14 protein-coding genes and 4 pseudogenes are annotated in these 18,288 nt (G+C 68.1%); 8 read left to right on the top strand and 10 right to left on the bottom strand.

The window, feature by feature from the left end; all coding sequences use genetic code 11:
• Positions 1-4,149: pseudogene (locus tag AB0917_RS27785) on the top strand (polymorphic toxin-type HINT domain-containing protein); the annotation flags it as partial.
• 6 nt (positions 4,150-4,155) lie between these two features.
• Entirely contained in the window at positions 4,156-4,497 is a 342-nt protein-coding gene (locus tag AB0917_RS27780) for a ParB/RepB/Spo0J family partition protein (protein WP_366822417.1), read from the top strand.
• Between the two features lie 534 nt (positions 4,498-5,031).
• Here the strand turns inward: AB0917_RS27780 and AB0917_RS27775 are convergent.
• The 7 genes from AB0917_RS27775 to AB0917_RS27745 form a co-directional block, all read right to left on the bottom strand.
• A complete protein-coding gene (locus AB0917_RS27775) occupies positions 5,032-6,312 on the bottom strand; it encodes a tyrosine-type recombinase/integrase (protein WP_366822416.1) in 1,281 nt (426 codons plus the stop codon).
• Positions 6,312-6,536, bottom strand: coding sequence for a helix-turn-helix domain-containing protein (locus AB0917_RS27770; RefSeq protein WP_366822415.1), 225 nt, complete (start codon positions 6,534-6,536; stop codon positions 6,312-6,314). Before AB0917_RS27770 ends, AB0917_RS27775 begins: the two co-directional genes overlap by 1 nt.
• Positions 6,536-7,981: a replication initiator gene (locus AB0917_RS27765; RefSeq protein WP_366822414.1), complete on the bottom strand. Its 1,446-nt coding sequence runs from the start codon at positions 7,979-7,981 to the stop codon at positions 6,536-6,538. The genes AB0917_RS27770 and AB0917_RS27765 overlap by 1 nt, the downstream gene beginning before the upstream one ends.
• Positions 7,982-8,131: 150 nt before the next feature.
• Positions 8,132-8,878 (bottom strand): DUF2637 domain-containing protein, encoded by a 747-nt coding sequence (locus tag AB0917_RS27760; protein ID WP_366822413.1) that lies wholly within the window; start codon positions 8,876-8,878, stop codon positions 8,132-8,134.
• Between the two features lie 35 nt (positions 8,879-8,913).
• On the bottom strand, positions 8,914-10,305 hold the full coding sequence (locus AB0917_RS27755) for a cell division protein FtsK (protein ID WP_366822412.1): 1,392 nt from the start codon (positions 10,303-10,305) through the stop codon (positions 8,914-8,916).
• Between the two features lies 1 nt (position 10,306).
• Entirely contained in the window at positions 10,307-10,495 is a 189-nt protein-coding gene (locus AB0917_RS27750) for a hypothetical protein (RefSeq protein WP_366822411.1), read from the bottom strand.
• A complete protein-coding gene (locus AB0917_RS27745) occupies positions 10,492-10,845 on the bottom strand; it encodes a hypothetical protein (RefSeq protein WP_326694989.1) in 354 nt (117 codons plus the stop codon). The genes AB0917_RS27750 and AB0917_RS27745 overlap by 4 nt, the downstream gene beginning before the upstream one ends.
• Positions 10,846-11,023: 178 nt before the next feature.
• Here AB0917_RS27745 and AB0917_RS27740 point away from each other — a divergent pair, with 178 nt between their 5' ends.
• The 5 genes from AB0917_RS27740 to AB0917_RS27720 all read left to right on the top strand — a co-directional run bounded on the left by AB0917_RS27740 (position 11,024) and on the right by AB0917_RS27720 (position 15,439).
• On the top strand, positions 11,024-11,890 hold the full coding sequence (locus AB0917_RS27740; RefSeq protein WP_326694990.1) for a winged helix-turn-helix domain-containing protein: 867 nt from the start codon (positions 11,024-11,026) through the stop codon (positions 11,888-11,890).
• A gap of 566 nt (positions 11,891-12,456) precedes the next feature.
• A complete protein-coding gene (locus AB0917_RS27735) occupies positions 12,457-13,704 on the top strand; it encodes a helix-turn-helix domain-containing protein (protein ID WP_366822410.1) in 1,248 nt (415 codons plus the stop codon).
• A 157-nt stretch (positions 13,705-13,861) separates the two neighbouring features.
• Positions 13,862-14,206, top strand: coding sequence for a hypothetical protein (locus AB0917_RS27730; protein ID WP_366822409.1), 345 nt, complete (start codon positions 13,862-13,864; stop codon positions 14,204-14,206).
• Positions 14,199-14,486, top strand: a complete 288-nt coding sequence (locus AB0917_RS27725; RefSeq protein ID WP_366822408.1) for a hypothetical protein — start codon at positions 14,199-14,201, stop codon at positions 14,484-14,486. The genes AB0917_RS27730 and AB0917_RS27725 overlap by 8 nt, the downstream gene beginning before the upstream one ends.
• A 443-nt stretch (positions 14,487-14,929) precedes the next feature.
• Complete coding sequence (locus AB0917_RS27720) at positions 14,930-15,439, top strand: DUF5958 family protein (protein WP_366822407.1); 510 nt, start codon at positions 14,930-14,932, stop codon at positions 15,437-15,439.
• Between the two features lie 136 nt (positions 15,440-15,575).
• Here AB0917_RS27720 and AB0917_RS27715 read toward each other — a convergent pair.
• The 3 genes and pseudogenes from AB0917_RS27715 to AB0917_RS27705 form a co-directional block, all read right to left on the bottom strand.
• Positions 15,576-16,163 (bottom strand): annotated as a pseudogene (locus AB0917_RS27715) (site-specific integrase); the annotation flags it as partial.
• A gap of 185 nt (positions 16,164-16,348) precedes the next feature.
• Positions 16,349-16,939 (bottom strand): annotated as a pseudogene (locus AB0917_RS27710) (replication initiator); the annotation flags it as partial.
• Positions 16,940-17,246: 307 nt separating this feature from the next.
• Positions 17,247-17,372, bottom strand: coding sequence for a hypothetical protein (locus AB0917_RS27705; protein ID WP_366822406.1), 126 nt, complete (start codon positions 17,370-17,372; stop codon positions 17,247-17,249).
• A 272-nt stretch (positions 17,373-17,644) separates the two neighbouring features.
• Between AB0917_RS27705 and AB0917_RS27700 the strand changes: the two are divergent.
• Positions 17,645-18,288, top strand: a pseudogene (locus tag AB0917_RS27700) (LamG domain-containing protein); the annotation flags it as partial.

Raw genomic sequence — 18,288 nt, 5'->3', positions numbered from 1 at the left:
ACCGCCATGAAGACCCAGCAGGACTCCTACTTCCTGCGCGGCATGCACGGCGACCGCAAGAACAAGACCGGCGGCACCAAGAGTGTCTCCATCGCCCTCGCCACCGGCGAAGGCGCGGCGATCACCGACCACGAAGCGGCGGCGGGCTTCAGCTACAAGACTGTCACCTTCGACAAACCAGGTGGAAAGGTTCTCGGCAAAACGGTCAGCCGCCCCTGGCACCACGAGACGGCGAAGAAGGTCCGGGACTGGGGAACCGTCACCGCCAACCTCACCGGAATTTCCGGCACGAAGAGCTGGGTCTCCCTCGACAACGGCGCGGGCAGCGCATGGCGCACCACATCGGCGGCCCTCAAGCACGACACCGTCGCCGGCCGGGTGATCGAGGCCGATGACTTCGGTGACGACGCCACGTCGGCCGATGACCAGTGCACCCGTACGACGTACCCGGCCAACACCACCGGCATCATCACCCTGCCCTCCCGCGTGGAGACCGTCACCAAGGCCTGCTCCGCCACGGTGGACCGTTCCAAGGACGTCCTGAGCGACACCCGTTCCGCCTTCGACGGCGGTGCTTACGGCGCGGCGCCGACGAAGGGCGATGTCACCGCCACCGCCACCCTCAAGAGCCACGACGGCTCCAAGGCCACCTACCTGGAGTCGGGCGCCACCTACGACGTCTACGGCCGGCCGCTGACCACCACCGACCTCACGGCCGACGTCACGGTCACCGGCAGCGCCGCACCCATACGCACGGCTCGGACGGACGGTCGTACCAGCACCACAACGCACATCCCCCCGACAGGTTTCGCCACCCAAGTCAAGACTACGACGCCGCCGGCGAAGACCGGCGACGCCACCACGGCCCAGACTGTCACCACAGACGTCGCCCCGGGCCGCGACCTGGCAACGAAGCAGACCGACACCAACGGCAACGTCACCGAGTTCAAGTTCGACGCGCTGGGCCGCACCCTCAAGGTCTGGCTCGCGGACCGGCGCACCAGCCAGACACCGACCCAGCAGTTCGACTACACCATCGCCGAAAACACCCCGGTGTCCGTGGCAAGCCGGACGCTGAACAACGCAGGCGGACAGATCACGTCGTACACCCTGTACGACGGATTCCTCCGCGATCGCCAGACCCAGAGCCCAGGCCCCGAAGGCGGCACCCTCGTCAAGGACACCTTCTACGACGAGCGGGGCCTGGAAGCAACGGCCTTCGCGCCTTACTACGTGACGGGTAAACCGTCCACCACCACCGTCAGACCCGACAACGCTCTGTCCGTCGAAACGCAGACCCGGACCACCTTCGACGGCCTGAACCGCCCCGTCGAGAGCCGCCAGATCGCGGGCAACGGAGACGGCGGCACTGTCCTCGCAATCACCAGAACCATCTACGGCGGCGACCGCACCACCGTGATCCCGCCCGTAGGCGGCACCACGACCACCACCCTCGCCGACGCCCGAGGCAACACCACCGAACTGCGCCAGCACCGCACCCGCGCAGCCGACTCCGCATACGAGACCACCCGCTATCACCACACACCCCACGGCCAGCTGAGCAAGGTCACCGACCCCGCGGGCAACAACTGGACCTACGAGTACGACCAGCTCGGCCGCCAGACCAAGGCCACTGACCCCGACAAAGGCATCACCACCAGCCAGTACGACGACCGCGGCCAGCTGACCTTCAGCAAGGGATCCCGCACCGACGTTCCCGGCCTCGCCTACGTCTACGACGGCCTCGGACGCCAGACCCAAGTACGCGAGGAATCGGCCAGCGGAAAGCTACGCATCCAGCAGGTCTACGACACCATCGCCGGGGCCAAGGGGCAGCTCGCCGAGTCCATCCGCTACGTCGACGGGAACGCCTACACCGCCAAGGTCGTCGCCTACGACACCCTCTACCGTGCATTCAGAACATCCGTGGTCATACCAGCGGTCGAAGGCAAGCTCCAGGGCACCTACCAAACGACCACCGCCTTCTTCCCGTCGGGGCTGTCGGGCGGGATAAGCTACGGCGCTGCCGGCTCGTTGCCCGGCGGGTCGTTCAGCTACACATACGAGGACGAGACCCTCCGCCCCATCACGGTCTACGGGCAGGGCATGACGTCCAGCACCGCCTACAGCTACACCGGTAAACCCCTGCAGTACTCCATGGGTCTGACCGGAAGCCTCAACAAGACCCAGGTCACCAACACCTACGAGTGGGGCACCCAACGGCTCTCCACCTCTCGGGTCGACCGACAGGACCAGCCCGGCGTCGACCGCCACGCCACCTACCGCTACGACGAAGCCGACAACGTCCTGTCCATCGCCGATGTCTCCCGCTCCGGCACGGACAACCAGTGCTTCACCTACGACCACCTCGGCCGCCTCACCGAAGCGTGGACCCAACCCCTGACCAACTGCGCGCCGGCCCCGGCAGGCGACAAGCTCGGCGGCCCGGCGCCGTACTGGCAGTCCTTCACCTACGAAAACGGCAACCGCAAGTCCGAGATCCGGCACGACCCCACGGGTAACGCGGCCCAGGACATCACGAGCAACTACGCCTACCCCGCCCCCGGCGCGGAGCGCCCCCATGGCGTCACCTCGATCACCACGACCGGCCCCGCAGGCAGCAAGACCAACTCCTACGGCTACGACGCAGCCGGCAACACCACCACCCGCCCGGGGCAGGCCCTGACCTGGGACGCCGAGGGCCACCTCGCCACGGTCACCGAGAACGACAAGACCACCACCTACCTCTACGACACGACCGGCAACCGGCTCATCGCCCGCACCCCCACGGAGACGACCCTCTACCTCGGCCACACCGAGCTCACCCTCGCAACAGGCGCCGACAAGGCCAAAGCAACCCGCTACTTCGGCATTGGTGGCGGCCACTCCGTCATCCGCAACGACGACGGCACCTTCGCCTTCACCATCGCCGACCACCACAGCACCGGCGAACTCGCCATCCAGGCGACCAACCTCGCCCTCACCCAGCGCCGTGCCCTTCCCTTCGGCGCCCTCCGAGGCGCGACCCCGACGACATGGCCCGGAACCAAGGGCTTCGTCGGCGGCACCGATGACACCGAAACCACCGGCCTCACCCATCTCGGCGCCCGCGAATACGATCCCGACCTCGGCCGCTTCATCTCCGTCGACCCGATCCTCGATCTCGCCGACCCCCAGCAGATGAACGGCTACAACTACGCCAACGACAACCCCGCCACCCTCTCGGACCCCGACGGCCTGAGGCCGATGGCGACGGGCGGCAACGCGCGGGACGAGGACGCCTACGAGCGCAGGAACGGCACGGTCACGATCCCGAGGCCCGGCAAGAAGTTCATGCCGATAGCGGATCCGTACAGGGCACCGCAGCCGTACCCGGAGCCGACCATGAACGACCTTCGCTTCCTGCAGTTGAACGGAAAGAGTCTGCCCTTCCCGAAGGAGCGGCGTTCGGAATTCATCGCGACTTATCTATACAAGCTAAAAAAATCCCTATATACATTGGGAGGTCGCGACGACACCGAAACCACCATCAAGGAATCCGTATTCTTCGAGACTTGCCATACGGGCGGGTTCTCATGCGAAGACGACCTCATGGCAGAGCACATTGCAGGCGTGCTGCTAGAGGTCGGGCTGGACGGCAACGGTGGGCGGGGCGCTGGGCGCGGTAAAGGTAGAGGTAGGCAAAGCGGAAGGTGCCCAGGGAAGCACAGTTTCATAGCTGGCACACGGGTACTCATGGCCGATGGAACGACCAAACCCATCGAGCAGGTGAAAACTGGCGACAAGGTACTGGCCACCGACCCCAAGACCGGGAAGACTCGCGCCGAGACCGTCACCGCAGAAATAAGGGGCCAAGGCACCAAAAACCTCGCCCTCATCACAATCGCCCCCACCCAGGGCGACATGGGCGAACCCAAGACCATCACCGCCACCGACAGCCACCCCTTCTGGGACCCGGAAGTCGGCAAGTGGATCGACGCCACGGACCTGGCCCCCGGACAGCAGCTCCAGACCAGCTCCGGTACGCGCGTCCAAATTGCTGACGTCGATCGCTGGACCCAAGAAGCGGCCGTCTACAACCTCACGATCAGCAACCTCCACACGTACTATGTGCTGGCCGGGCACACGCCGGTCCTCGTTCACAATTCGAATGGAATTTGTGGAAGTGCGGATGCGTACAGCTTCAGGCGTACGGAGGCTCTGTCAGGCAACGCGTCCAAGAGGAACGTCGATTCGCTAACTGCTTCAATGAAGGAGAATGGATGGCAGGGCGATCCGATATCCGTGGCGAAGATCGGTGATGACCTGTACGTCCTGGACGGTCACCATCGTGTTGCCGCGGCGAAGCGTGCGGGGATTGATGTGCCGTATCGGGTGCGTTCGGATGCTGACATTCGTGCCAGGTATCCCGGAGGCGCCGATGACATCACAACTGCCTGGGCCGAGGTAGGGCCGGACCGTCTGGTGAACAAGCACAAGAGACCGGGGTATCGATGACGGGCCAGATTTTGAGGGAAGTCGAGGCGTACTTGCAGGCCCTCTCCCGGGTGCGCAGCGCTGTTCAGCACTGTCATCCGGGTGGGCAAGGGCTGGCTAGCATCCTCCATCTGTATCGGTCGCGAGCCCTGGAGAAGGCCGGGCATATCTGGGAAGGTGTTGAATACAACGTCCACGGTTCTGGATGCCTTTTCATTGAGGCCAGTGGGGCCGAAGTGGACGTGGACTTCCTAGAGGAAGGGACGGAAATATTTGATGCCTGGAGGGTCAGGAGGCTTTCGATAAGCCTCGGTCAAGAATCCACGGGAAGCCTGGACGAAATCGTTGCCGCGTGCAGAATTTTGGTCTCGCTGGGACGCTTGTCGGAGCCGCGCAGCGGATGGTTTTCGACAGTTGAGTAGCACCATCCACTGGTCGGTCTGAAGGTCGATTCCATTCCTATCCGGGGTCGAATTGAAATGACGAGGCCCCCTCTTCCTGCAGCTCTTGGAGAGGGGGCCTCGCGGTGCTTTGACGGCAACGCTGACGGCAACGTCAGAGGACGACGGCTGCGGTGGGCGGGTCGTCCGGGGTGTCGGTCTGGCTGAGGATGCTGCCGAGGGTGTCGATGGCCTGGCGCTGGAGGCGGAGTCGTACGTGGGCGTAGACGCCGGCGGTGACGCCGATGTGGGCGTGGCCGAGGAGTTCCTTGATGACGACGAGATCGACGCCCTGTTCCAGGAGCAGGGTTGCGGTCGAATGCCGGAGGTCGTGGAAGCGGATCGTCCGGAGCCCTGCGCTGTGAAGGAGGCGGTGGAAGCGGCGGGTGATGTTGGTGGGGTCGAGCGGTCTGCCCTTCGGGGTGGTGAAGACGAGCCCGTTGTCCGTCCATCCCGTTCCGGCTGCCTGGCGCTCTTCCTGCTGCCGTTTCTGGTGGATCTTGAGGGAGCTAATGCATTCGGTGGGGAGTGCGATGCGGCGTTCGGAGGCCAGGGTTTTGGTGTTCAGGACGGTCAGGCCCTGGGTGCGGGTGCGCTGGAGGGAGCGGTGGATGGTGGCGGTGCCGCCGTTGAGGTCGAGGTCTTCCCAGTGGAGGCCGAGGAGTTCGCCCTTGCGGAGTCCGGTGCGCAGGGCGAGTTCGTACAGGGCGTGAAGCCGGTCGGCGCGGGCCGCGTGAAGGAGTCGGCGGGCTTCGGTAGCGGTGAGGGGCTGGAAGCGCTTGGGGCGGGGCGTGGGCGTCTTGGCGTTCCGGGCGACGTTGCGCGGCAGTTCGTCCTCACGGACGGCGTGTTCCAGCGCGGACTTGAGGACCGCGTGGACGTACGTCACGGTCAGCGGCGAGAGCCGCTTGTTGCAGCACTGACCGATGGCGCAGCAGGACCGCCGGACGGAGTCCCGATTCTGGGCGCAGCACTGGCAGGTGGTGCGGAGCCCGTCGAGGAAGGTGCGCACGTCACGGGTAGTGAGCCGGGCGAGCTTCTTGACGCCGAGGCCAGGGTTGAGGTGGAGGCGGATGGAGGCCGCGTAGCGGGTGTGGGTGTTCTCCCGAAGGTGGTGCACGGCGACGCCCTCCAGCCAGTACGCGAGATAGGCGCTCACTGTGCTGTCAGCTGCGGCGACGGGGAGGCCGCGGTTGCTGGCGGCGATCTTCTCGGTGAGCTTGGTCATCGCGTCTTTACGGGTGGCGCCGTAGACGCGGACGCGCTTGCGGGTGTTGCCGGGGGCCAGGACGTATCCGGCGGCTTCCCAGCGGCCATCCTTGCGCTGGTAGACGGTCCCGTCGCCGTTCGCACGGGCGCGGGAGCGACGGGACGGAGCGGGGCGAGCTGTGGTCATCAGGCGGCTTCCTGTTCCAGGCGGGTGCGGATGAAGTCGGTGAGGGCGTGGGTGGGGATGCGGCGGGCGCGGCCGAGGGTGATCGAGGCAAGCTGGCCGGTGCGGAGCAGGTCGTAGACGGTGGAGCGGCCGAGCTGGAGGCGGGCCATGACCTGGGGCACGGTGAGCAGATCCAGCACCGGGGCCGCTTCCGTGCGGAGGACGACGAGCGGGGGCGAGGTCATCAGCAGCCTTCTTCGGCCGCGAACTGCCGTTCCAGTTCCCTGCGGTGCCAGACACCGGCGGCGAGGAGGGCCGCGCCGGGGCTGTAGCCGGTGCCGAGGTAGTCCCAGTGGCCGACGACGAGCGTGGTCGTCGTGTCGGACTCGGGCAGGCTGGCGTGGGCTCGGGCCTGTTCGGTGCGCCAGGTGCGGCGGGCGTCGCGCAGCGCGCCGAGGGTGGTGGAGTAGCGGCGGGACTTGGTGGAGAAGTGGCCCCGGAAGCCGAGCATGTGCGCCCACTTCCAGAGCTTGAGGCCGGTGAATTCCGGCAGCCTGCCCAGGTCCCAGCAGGTGCGGATCATCTGCCGGACGTGGCGGGCGACGGCGAGGCGGAGCAGGGGTCGGGCCTGTCCGGTGCCGTCGCAGGCGGTGCAGGGGAGCGGGGTGCCGTGGGGCAGGAGGGTGGCGCCGCGTCCCTGGCAGGGGCGGCAGAACAGGGCGTGGTCGAGGGTGCCGGAGGCGTCGGCGGACTTGGTGGCGTACTTGGCCACGTAGGCGGCGACGGCCTGGTCGGTGAGTTCGGCATCGGTACCAAAGGCGGCGATCTCGCGCACGTCGAGCTGTGTGCCCCAAGAGAGCTCGCGCTCCCCGATCGCGTCCGACGCGACGGCCACCCGGACCCGGAGGGCGGCAGCCCGGATGGCCTCCGTGAGCATGGCGACGGTGGCAGACGGGGGCGGAGGCGTGGTGTTGCCGTCGGGGCCGTCGAGCCGGATGACGGCGTGGAAGTGGACCAGGCCGCGCTTTTGGTACTCGGCGACTTTGGCGAAGGAGATCCGCAGCACGGCGCGGGCGGCCTTCTGGGTGAGGCCGAGCCGGGCGGCGACCTCGCGGCGCAGGTAGATCGTGAAGCGGGCCCACAGGGTGGAGGCGTGGGCGTTGAACAGGACCGCGCCCGCGTAGTCGTACGTCGCCGGGTTCAGCGGCGTCCCGATCAGAGCGTCCGTGGGGTCATGGAGCTTGCGGCACCGGCAGGGCCTGATGTCGCCGCCGGGGGTGGTGGGGCGGTTGTGGACGTGGCCGAAGGAGGGGGCGGTGAGGGTGGCGAAGACGCGGGGGTGGGTGCGGACGGTGTCGGGGACGGTCTTGCCACCGGAGAGGCCGGCGCGGATGAGGTGGTAGGTGTCGGTGGCGTAGACGCGGGAGCAGGCCGGGCAACGGGAGGAGCGGCGGTTGCCGCACGTGGTGAGCAGGCTGCCCGTCGGTTCGGCAGCCGAGGTGTAGGAGCGCAGGATTTCGCCGGTCGTGGTGTCGACGGTGGTGGTGTGGCCGGTCAGGCGGACGGGTTCGGCGCAGCCGCCGAGGCGTTCGACCTGCTGCTGCGCGCGGTCGAAGTCGGGGTGGTTGACCAGGTGGATCAGGTCCCGTACGGCGGGGCTTGCCACGTGGCGCAGGTCCAGGGTGACCATTCGGGGCGTGTCCCTTCTGTTCGGGTGGGTGGCCCCGAGCAGCAACCAGCCGAACTGGAAGGCGTGTTGGTGCTGCTCGGGGCATGGCGAACCAGGCCCAGGGGCGGGCGTGGGTTCAGCGAGGGGGATGCGGCCGGTGGGGGCCGGTGCTCAGAGCTGAGCGAGCGCGGCGGTGGCCACCGGCAGGGCGATGCCCATGCGTGTGCCCAGGTGGGCGGCGGTGATCGGTGTTCCGTGCTCGGCTCGGTGGGTGTCCGCGATGCGCCGGGCCGCGTCCAGCAGGGCGGCAGGCAGGGCAGGGCCGGAAGCGGGTCGGCCTGTCGTGGTGACGGCGACCGGCGGAGCGGCGGCCGGAGCGGGCTCCAGCTCCTCGATCAGGGAGGCGACGAACTGCGGGGCGGGCATCGGGGGTGCCGATTCGGGTGATGGTGCGACGTCGGGCACCGGATCGGCGGCAGGGGTGGCGGCGGTGGCCTCCAGGTTCTGGGTGGGGCGGGTGTGGGTGTGGAACTGGGCGAGGAAGGCGGGGCCGACGTGGCCCCAGCCGAGGAGCAGGAGCGGGGCGACGGTGTCCAGGCAGGCCCGTCCGTAGCGTCCGGCCAGCAGGGGTTCGGCGGTGTTCAGCGCGAGGGTGAGCAGGCCGCACAGGTGCAGCAGCCGGGTGCCGGCCTTCAGCTCCGCCTTGGGGACGCCGCGCAGAGCGAGGAACCGCAGCGCGACCAGGAGCCCGACCACGGACAGGTCGACCATGGGGGCGATCAGTGGCGCGATCGGGTGGGGCACGCCGAGGCGCAGGGCGAGGGCCCAGACGTTGCCGAAGGAGAAGACGAAGGCCAGGGCCGCGATGACCGCCATGACCACGGTCACGGTGCGCCGGGTGAACCGTTCCTCCGCCATGTCCTCAACCTCCTTTCCGGTGTGGGCTTTCGGGGCTACTTGGTGAGCGAGGGCAGGGGTGTCGTGGTCCGGCCGGTCGAGGCGAGGAGGGTGTCCAGGCACAGGTCCGGGTCGACGCTCAGGTGCGAGGTGGCTTCGGCGACGCGGGCGGCGTCGGTGTCGGAGACGTAGGGGGTGCGGATGCGGGTGTAGCCGGGGCGGCCCTGCATCGCCATGACGGCGACGCCGACGTAGGCGGGGTCCTGCAAGGTGACCGGGCTGGCATCGGGCCAGTTGCGGATGTCGTCACCGAGTGCGGCCACCGCGGCTTCCACGGTCTTCTGCGCGAAGGACAGTCCGATGGGGCACACGTCGCGGATGAAGGTGGGGATGGCGTCGCCGGTGGTCTTCTGGCTGATCAGGATCACCAGGACGCCGACGCTGCGGCCCTTCTTGACCAGGTCCTCCACCAGCCGGGCGTTCTCCGCCGTCAGCGCGCCCAGACGTTTCGTCTCGGCGTCGCTGCCCTTGTACTCACGGAAGTACGTGTGCGCCTCATCAATGATCAGGACCGTGAGCGGCCACTGCGGCGAGGGGCCGACGTGCCACATGTTCTTCACGCCCAGCACGTCCCGGATGGTGGCCGAGCGCCGCTTGCGCAGCTCCACCAGGCGCTTGAACAGCGCGTTCGCTTCATCGAGATCGTCTCCGCAGAACGCGAACATCCGCTTGACCAGGTCGGCGTAGTCGCCCTCCGAGGCCCGCGACACCTTCCCGTCCGCACCCGCGATCTGCACGGACGCAGACGGCGCGAAGTCACAGACGAACTTGTTGACCCCGGAGGTCTTGCCCGCGCCGGGGACGCCGGCCACGGTCACCCCGGGCACGTTGGCCAGGGACACGCACACCTTGGCGGCGTACTCGTCGATGCCCAGCTCCCAGCGCGTCAGGTCCACGGGCGGGAGGCCGGTGGGCCGGTGCGTGGTCGGCGTGGTCAGCGGGTCGGAGCGCACGCCCCGGATCACGACCTTGCCGGGGCCGTCCGGCAGGACGGAGACCCGCGTGCACCGCCAGGCGTCGGCGAGGAACCGCGCCGACTTCTGGTACTCCTCCACGCCGACCTGCGGCAGCGTTTTGGCTCGCACGATCACCCCGAACCGGTCCGGCTTCACCTTGATCTTCGGCGTCAGGACTCGGGGCGCGGGGGCGGGGCCGTTCTTCTGCGCGGTGATCTGTGCGAGCAGTCCCGGGGTCTTGTCGGTGACCGTCAGCCCGGCCATCCGCGCGAGCCGTACCCAGCCCCAGCGGACCCGCAGGGCCTGTCGCATGCTGACCCGCGTGCCCTTGTCTGCGCGGACGTAGTGGACCACCGTCACCAGCATCCATACGCCGACCAGCGCCGTAGCGACCAGCAGCGCGTAGGACGCGTATCCCGTGATGGCTTCCATGTCAGGCCCCCTCTTCATGTATCAGGGGGAGCACGTGGGCCAGGTCGAGGCGGGCCGCCTGCTCCGGGATGAGGCCGAGCAGATCGAGCACGGCGGCCGAGACGGCGAAGGTGGCCTTGCCCTCGGTCCCCGGCAGGGGCCGGAGCGGGTACAACTCCCGCCCCGGCACGGAGTTTTCGCAGCGGATCACTGTGCCGCTTCCACGGTCACCAGCTCCAGGCGGGTGGCCCGGTAGGCGACGCCGTCGGAGAGCTGCCCGTTGAAGATCCGTGCCCACGGGGTCGCGAACAGTTCCACCGGCCGCACCATCGCCCCCGGCTTCAGCCCGGCCGCAAGGCCGGTCTCCGGGACGGTGATCTTCAGGACCTCGGCCCGGCCGTCCTCCATCAGCATCACGGTCACCGTGTACAGCGACGCGCCGGTATCCCGGTCGGTGGCGACCTCCCCAGTCTGCTGGTCCTTGATCTTCAGCACCGGTTCGGTGCCCGCGATGCACACCGCCGACGGCAGCAGGGCAACGCGAATACGAGTCATGGCCATGCCATCACACCCCTTGTTCGGTGGAGCCGCTTGATCGACTCGCCATGAGCATAAGGAGATGATCGTAGAACTTGCAACCCCGATTAAGTTGCAACTTCAGTGAGGTGCATGGGCGGCCAGGCGGGAAGCACAGTGATCTACCCGTAGCGGCCTACTGGGCAGGCGATACCGTGGGGTCATGACCCTGCCCTTGGACGAGGACTCCCGACCGCCGTATCTCCAGGCCGCCGCCGCCCTGCGGGACGCGATCCTGACCGGCGAGTTCACATCGGGCGAGCGCCTGCCTTCGGCGAACGTGCTCGGCGAGCGGTTCGGCGTCTCCAGTTCCACCGTCCAGAACGCCCTCCGGGTCCTCAAGCAGGAAGGGCTGGTCTACTCCCAACTCGGCCGGGGCAGCTTCGTGAACTCGACGGCCAGCGGAAGCGATACCCCGGCCGCCCCAGACGCGGACGGAGAGGAACCGGGCCCGGACTGGCCGACCGATCTCATCCGCAACGACGACGGCCGCCCGCCCTACGTCCAGGTTGCCGACTTCCTCCGCCGCGACATCGCGGAAGGCACCTACCCTCCGGGCTCCCAGCTCCCGCCCGCCCGTGAGATCCAAGAGCGCTTCCAGGTAGCCAATTCCACCGCGCAGAACGCCTACCGAAGCCTCAAGCAGGAAGGGCTCGTGTACTCGGTCAAGGGCCGCGGCGTCTTCGTGCGCCAGGCCCCGGAGCCGGGAAAGCACCACGGGCCGATCACGAACTACCTGCTACGGGAGGAGATCGCCCGCGAGGCCCGCGCAGCCGCCGCCGACTTCGCCGACCTCACCGATGACGAACTGATGGCACGGGAAGCAGAGCTCGACCAGCGATGGGTCACGATCCGTGAGGAACACCAGCGGATCTTCAACGAGCGCCGGAAGGTCAAACGTGAGACGAGCCGACGCGGCTTGTTCCTACCACCGCTCCATGACGACGACGCCGACTCGGACGCGTCGCCGCGCGAGAAGCTCGAAACAGCACTGGCCGAATCGAAGAAGCGCCGACAGCAGCGCCCCTGACTGTCAGCCTGGCACCTCGGCCAGAAGCGGTGACAGGGAGAGCTGTTCAGAGTTTCTTTACTTGATCAAGGCGGCCCGCTGACGCGGCCCGCGCCCGCTCCGGCCCGGCGGGGCCGCCGCCCGCTCCTGTCTCCGCCCCGCTGGCGACGGCCCCGCCGGTCCGGGCGCGCAACAGCCAGCACAGCGAACCATCCTGGGGCCCTGCCCCAGACCCCGGCCCTCTCTCTGAGGGGCAGGGGGTCGTGTGCGGGTGCGGCTTCGTCGTGGTGTGGGGGCGGGGTCGCGGGAGGGGTCCCTCGCCGCCCGGTCACCGGAGGCGTACCAGGAACCCCCGGGGGCCGCCAAGGCCGAGCGCACGCGTCACGAGGTGAGCCTTGGCGGCCCCCGGGGAACCCTGGCACGGCGAAGCTGCCCGACCGACGAGGGACCCCCTCCCGCTCAGGCCCCGATCCTGCCGGAGTCCCGGCTCCCCGCGTGGTGGGGCACCCCTGTGGGTGGGTGTCTGCCGGATCGCCCCCGGCTGATGTGCCGGCCGGGCGTACCGTGGAGCGGGAGGTGGTGAGTTGATGATTACGGAGCTGGCCGACAACGTCCGAAAGTACCGGCGTCGCGCGGGGATGAGCCAGGAGGAACTGGCCCATGCCGCAGGTGTTTCCCCGGGCACGGTACGCAAAGTCGAGCAGGGTGGCACTCTCCGCATGGAGACCCTGCACACGCTCGCCCGCGCGCTGGGGGTGACCACCGCCGCCTTGATGGCCTCCGATGCCCCCGAGCCCGTCGGGCAGACCGAGGAGCCGAACCGCGTCAACCTGATCCAGCTCCGCGCCGTCCTCACCCCAGCCGTCGGACTCGTGGACCAGGACGCCGAAGCCGTGGCCGAGGAACCGAACCTGCGCATCTTCCGACGGACGCTGCAAGACGCACGGGTGCTGTACTTCTCCGACAGCTACAAGAGCGTCGCGGCCCAACTGCCGAACCTGCTGCGTGATGCCGCACAAGCCGTCGCCTACTACGACAGCGGGGACGAGCACCGGCAAGCCCTGCTCGCCCGCGCCGAGGCGCTGCGTCTGGCCGGCACCTACCTCACCCAGGTACGGCAGTACGACATCGCGTACGCCGCCGTGCGCGGCGCCATCATGGACGCCCGTCGGGCCGGAGACATGCTCGCGGCGGGCTCGGGTGTCGGCTGCATGTGCTGGCTGCTGGTGAGGCAGGGAAGGTTGGACGAGGCGGAACAGGTCGCTGCCCAGAGCATGGAAGCGGTGGAGCCGAAGATCACCGGGGCCGAGCCGGACCACTACGCGGTGTGGGGCGGCCTGGCGATGGAGGCCGCAGCCGCAGCCGCGAGGAACAACCGTCCCGACGAGGCGAAGGCGTACCGTCAGGCCGCCCGCGTCGCGGCAACCGCTGTCGGGACGGCGCATCGCAACGTCTCCCGGCACTGGTCAGTCTTCGGGCCGGTCACCGTCGCGGTCAAGGCGCTCGAAGACTCCCTGGTCGTTGGCGATGCCCGCGCGGTGGTGCGCAAGGTGGGCGAGCAGGAGGAGTTGTCGCCCAAGGCGTGGAAGCGCCTGGGCAGGCCCAGCGCCAACGACGGGAACCGTTTCACCCTCGATGTGGCGCGCGCCCACACCCGGACCGGCGACCTGTCCGCCGCCATGGAGGAGTTGACCCGCGCCAGGGAAGCCGCCCCGCAGTGGCTGCGGCACCAGAACGGGGCCGCCGAGACCATGCAGGAGATCCTGGGCAAGCGCAAGCGCACCCTCACGACGGAGATGCGCGAAATGGCCGACTACCTGGGCGTTGTCGGGTAGCTGCCACGCAGCGTGGCAGTTCGCGAACCAAGAGTCGCGAACTGCCATGACGCTCACCTGGGGTGATGATCACTCAGTGCCTACGGTCGGTGTGTCCACCATCAGTGACCCAGGCCGGGGGTGCCCAGTGAGCCAGCCCAGGAGCGATGCCGACCGCATGCGTCGCAAAGACCTGTACGACGCCGCGTCGGGTGGGGGAGGCCCCCGCTTACTGCCGTGGACCAGCCCGGAGGGGAAGCCCTGCTACCTGAGCACCGACGGCCGGGGCTACCTCTCCACCCTCGCCGACAGCATCGAGACGGTACAGCTCAACATGGGCCAGGAGCTGCTGGAGCACGCCCGAGAAGCCACGGCTCCCGGAGTGCCAACTCTGTCGGCCACCGAATACCGTTGGCTGGCCCGCCGGTTGACCGAGGCCCTGGCGGACGCGCTCCGAGTAGCCGACTCGCGCGGGCAGCGCCTCCCGGACCCGGAAGAGGAAGAGGTGGACGAGGGTGCCTGACTCTGCGGACACCGACGCACCGGTCCGCGACGCCGCACGGGGGCGCTATCGCTTCCGCGAGTACCACGTGACCACCGTCCCCGACCCCCTGGCCCTGCCGGCCTTCACGGCGCTCTGCGTCACCGGCGAGGAACGCAACTGCGGTGCCACATCCGGCACCCTGCACACCCCGGACGAGCTGACGCACTGGATCGCCGAACACTGCGCCCAGACCGGCCACCAGCACTACGAGCAGACCGTCCGCGCCATACTCCGTGCCGAGCCCGGCGCGTGGCAGTAAATCCCTGCGCCGACACCCCACCAGCGGCAGCACCACCGTGCGCCCCGCGCTCCTGACGGCAGTAGCGACGGCAACACCCACGGATTCTCCCGCACAACCACGGACACCAGCGGAGCCCGAACCCGCCGCTGATCTGCGAATACGTAGATGGAGAGGGGCCGCGTAGCACACGTACTATGTGCTGGCGGGACAGACTCCGGTCCTGGTTCACAACTCCAACGGGTGGTGTGGACCTGGCCTGAGAACGACATCGGAAGCTGGTATCAGCCCGAATGATGCCAAGCGAATTCAGAATGCCGCCGACAAGGCGGGGCAGCCAATAATCGTGGTCGGAAGCCGCGCAAACGGAACCCCCAACCCGACGTCAGACTGGGACTACATCCTGTCTGGCCCGTCCAGAACTCGTCACAGCGTCAAGAATTCGCTGCCAAGAGGGACGGGTGATGGTGAAGGGAGCGGGCGCGGTCGAGACTTCTGGCAAAGCTATAATCCGAACCGCCCCGACTACGCAGAGCTGGATCGGAATAGGCCGTACGTGGTATTCGAGCCCCGGAGCAGGTGAGGACTTGAGAGCGTCAGAGCGCGTCATCAACGAGGTCGCTCAAGGGCTCCGCGCCCTGGACGATGCTGTGGCCTGGTTCTCCTCGTTGGAACAGGCTCAGCAGAAGGCGGTACTGCACGAGGTTGTTCGTTACGCCATGCAGGCCCATGCAACGGTGAACGACGCGAGTGAGGGGCTACCGCGATCAGGCGTCAAGCCGACCATGACCCCGGCAGTGCTGATTGTCCGGGAACCGATTCTCGAACAGATGGGGAAGATCATAAATCTGCCCCCCGGTGAGTACGTGAAAGCATTTCGCGTCCTCGTGTCTACGTTCGCAGTAGCTGACACGCGACGAAGAGAAACGGAGTGCCGAGGAACTTGTAGCCACGCCTGGCACAACCTGTCGTAAGCGCCGACGCCACCGGCGCACCGAGGGGTAGATTGCCAAGGGTTTCAGAGTTCACTTGGGCGCACATTGGGAGCCCCCGCCGAGTCGGTAATCGGCGGGGGCTCTCGGGCGTTTGACGGCAACGCTGACGGCAACGTCAGCGGACGAGCGTTGCGGCAGGCAGCTCGTCAGGGGGTTCCTCGGCGTGGCCGAGGACGCCGCTCAGGGAGTCGATGGCTTGGCGTTGGAGGCGGAGCCGGACGTGGGCGTAGACGCCGGCGGTGACGCCGATGTGGGAGTGTCCGAGGAGTTCCTTGATGACGACGAGGTCCACGCCCTGCTCCAGGAGAAGGGTCGCGGTTGAGTGTCGGAGGTCGTGGAAGCGGATGCGGCGGAGTCTGGCCCGGTCGAGGAAGCTACGGAAGCGACGGGTGAGGTTGGCAGGGTCGAGAGGTCCACCGGTCGGCGTGGTGAAGACCAGGCCACTGCCCTTCCAGTCCGAGCCGACAGCCTGGCGCTCCATGTCCTGCCTCTCCTTGTGTTCCTTGAGGGAATGGAGGCATTCGGTCGGGAGGGCGATGCGGCGTTCGGATGCTCGGGTCTTGGTGGGCAGATGTGTGAGACCGCCGGTGCGGGTGCGCTGGAGCGAGCGCCGGATGCTGGCCGTTCCGGTGGTGAGGTCGAGGTCTTCCCAGTGGAGGCCGAGGAATTCGCCCTTGCGGAGTCCGGTGCGCAGGGCGAGTTCGTCGTTACGCACTGGCTGTCACCGCCTGTTCGCGTGACGGGCCGCCGTGGAGGAGTGCGGCGAGGCGTTCGAGGTTGGGGGTGTTCAGTGCTTGAGGCCGTCGCGGGCGCCGAGGGCCCAGGCGGTGCGGATCATGGGGGCGGCGTGCTCCGGCACGGACTCGAACCCGGGGTCCCTGATTCTTTTCAGCTGATGGTCGAGTGTGCCCGTGACGGCTTCGATGCCCTTGGTGGCGTACTTGGCGACGTATTCGGCGGCCTTGCCCCGGTGATCGTGGTCCCGGCCTCGAAGGCTGTGGACCGGATGATCCCGGTGTCGATCTGCTTGCCGACGGTGAAGGAGTGGGTGCGGCCGTTGATTGCGGGTCCGTCGATGTGGGCGCGGGTGGCCGCGATCCGGATGGCGTCGGTGAGGAGGTCGGGAGCGGCCCAGGCGGGTGGTGGTGTGCGGCTGCCTGCGGGGCCGTTGAGGCGTATCACGGTGTGGAAGTGGGTCTGTCCGCGCTGCTGGTACTCGCCGACCTTGGCGTACGAGACCCAGATGATCTTGCGCAGGAGGCGTTGCGGGATACCGGCTGCGGCGGCGATGCCGCGGCGGAGGTGGAGCATGAAGCGGGCCCACAGGGCAGGGGCGTGGGCGTTCCACAGGACGGTGCCGGTGCAGTCGTACCGTTCGGGGCCAAGCGGGGTGCCGAGGAGCGTGTCGCCTTTGGTGTGGGTGTGTCCGCAGCGGCAGCGGGCGGAGCCGTTGACGTGTCGCTCGTGGACCTGCCCGTATGACGGAGCGGTGAAGGTGGCAAGGACGCGGGGTGGGTGGCGACCTGGTCGGGGGTGCTCTTGCCGCCGCGCAGGCCGGTGGCGATGGGGCGGAGGAGCCCTCGCGGTGACGTGGCGCGGTCAGCTCGATCGGGCCGACGTCGGTCAGTATCGTCTTGGCGCGGGTGTCGGTGCGTGAGTTGCCGCTGTTCTCCCGGTGGGATCGCGCTTGTCGTGGCTGAGGTGGTCGGTGAACCCTCCCTCGAGAGTGGGCTCCAGGAGCCGTTCGGGCAGCTGCTGGAGCCTGGAGCAGCCCCACCCTCGCCTGTCAGCTGTGGGCCCCGGCCTCATTCCGGCCCGCCGGCTCGTCGAGCAACCTGTCGTCCGCAGACTGCGGCGGCATCACCTCGGACGGCTCGACGGTGTCGACCTCGGACGCGTTGCTGCTGGTCATCGATGCGCCGCACATGATCGGAAATGGCACCGAACAGTCTGCAGTTCCTCCCCGGGGTGGATGAAAGTGAGACTGTTCACAAACCGGATGCCCGGTTTTAAGCTGCTTGGTGTCTACATAAGTCCCTGGCTATTCACACAACATCTTCATAGAGTCCGCTCAGCTCCTCACATGTGAGAGGAGCATCATGCACGGGCGGGGTGGGGACTTTGTGGGGGCAACTGCGTTGCCGGAGAACAACCGGGCTGGTCGCGGGGGGTATCGGTCTTGCTGTGCTGGCGAGCCTGGCGCCGCAGGCGGCCGCCGCGCCGACGGCTCGTTCCGTTGCTCCGGCGAGTGAGGCCGGGGAGACCGGAGAGGGCGGGGCGACCGCTGATGCCGCGCAGGCGGAGGCGAAACGGACCGGTCGGCCCGTTGAGGTGACGTCGCTGCGTGGCGAGAGCAGTGAGGTGTTCGCGACGCCTGAGGGGAATTTGGAGGCGCGGGAGTATCTGCGTCCGGTGCGGGCGCGGGTGGAGGGCGAGTGGCGTCCGGTCGATACCGGTCTTGTCCGGTCGGCCGATGGTGGTGTGGCGCCGAAGGTGACGACGGTGGGTCTGTCGTTCTCCGGTGGCGGTGATGCGCCGCTGGTGCGGATGACGAAGGCCGGTCGTGAGCTGGCCCTGTCGTGGCCGGGGGAGCTGCCGGCTCCGGAGCTGGACGGGCCCAGGGCCACGTACCGGGATGTGCTGCCGGATGTGGACCTGCGGATGGAGGCGCAGGAGGACGGCTTCACGCAGCTGCTGGTGGTCAACTCCGCCGAAGCTGCGGCCAACGAGGAACTGTCGGAGCTGCGGCTGAAGTTGGCCGCGGACGGTATGGATGTGCAGCAGACGTCCGGCGGCGGTCTGGAAGCGGTCGACAAGGGCGCGGGCGG

Source organism: Streptomyces sp. NPDC007346, from assembly GCF_040703535.1.
GTDB lineage: Bacteria > Actinomycetota > Actinomycetes > Streptomycetales > Streptomycetaceae > Streptomyces.
The sequence above is the reverse complement of the archived record's forward strand: the minus strand, read 5'-3'. Positions and strand labels throughout refer to the sequence as shown.

What these genes read in the sequence shown, in the direction of transcription:
- AB0917_RS27775 (WP_366822416.1), bottom strand. Translation starts at nt 6,312, where the DNA reads ATGACCACAGCTCGCCCCGCTCCGTCCCGTCGCTCCCGCGCCCGTGCG.
- AB0917_RS27770 (WP_366822415.1), bottom strand. Translation starts at nt 6,536, where the DNA reads ATGACCTCGCCCCCGCTCGTCGTCCTCCGCACGGAAGCGGCCCCGGTG.
- AB0917_RS27765 (WP_366822414.1), bottom strand. Translation starts at nt 7,981, where the DNA reads ATGGTCACCCTGGACCTGCGCCACGTGGCAAGCCCCGCCGTACGGGAC.
- AB0917_RS27760 (WP_366822413.1), bottom strand. Translation starts at nt 8,878, where the DNA reads ATGGCGGAGGAACGGTTCACCCGGCGCACCGTGACCGTGGTCATGGCG.
- AB0917_RS27755 (WP_366822412.1), bottom strand. Translation starts at nt 10,305, where the DNA reads ATGGAAGCCATCACGGGATACGCGTCCTACGCGCTGCTGGTCGCTACG.
- AB0917_RS27745 (WP_326694989.1), bottom strand. Translation starts at nt 10,845, where the DNA reads ATGGCCATGACTCGTATTCGCGTTGCCCTGCTGCCGTCGGCGGTGTGC.
- AB0917_RS27740 (WP_326694990.1), top strand. Translation starts at nt 11,024, where the DNA reads ATGACCCTGCCCTTGGACGAGGACTCCCGACCGCCGTATCTCCAGGCC.
- AB0917_RS27735 (WP_366822410.1), top strand. Translation starts at nt 12,457, where the DNA reads ATGATTACGGAGCTGGCCGACAACGTCCGAAAGTACCGGCGTCGCGCG.
- AB0917_RS27730 (WP_366822409.1), top strand. Translation starts at nt 13,862, where the DNA reads ATGCGTCGCAAAGACCTGTACGACGCCGCGTCGGGTGGGGGAGGCCCC.
- AB0917_RS27720 (WP_366822407.1), top strand. Translation starts at nt 14,930, where the DNA reads ATGGTGAAGGGAGCGGGCGCGGTCGAGACTTCTGGCAAAGCTATAATC.
- AB0917_RS27705 (WP_366822406.1), bottom strand. Translation starts at nt 17,372, where the DNA reads ATGACCAGCAGCAACGCGTCCGAGGTCGACACCGTCGAGCCGTCCGAG.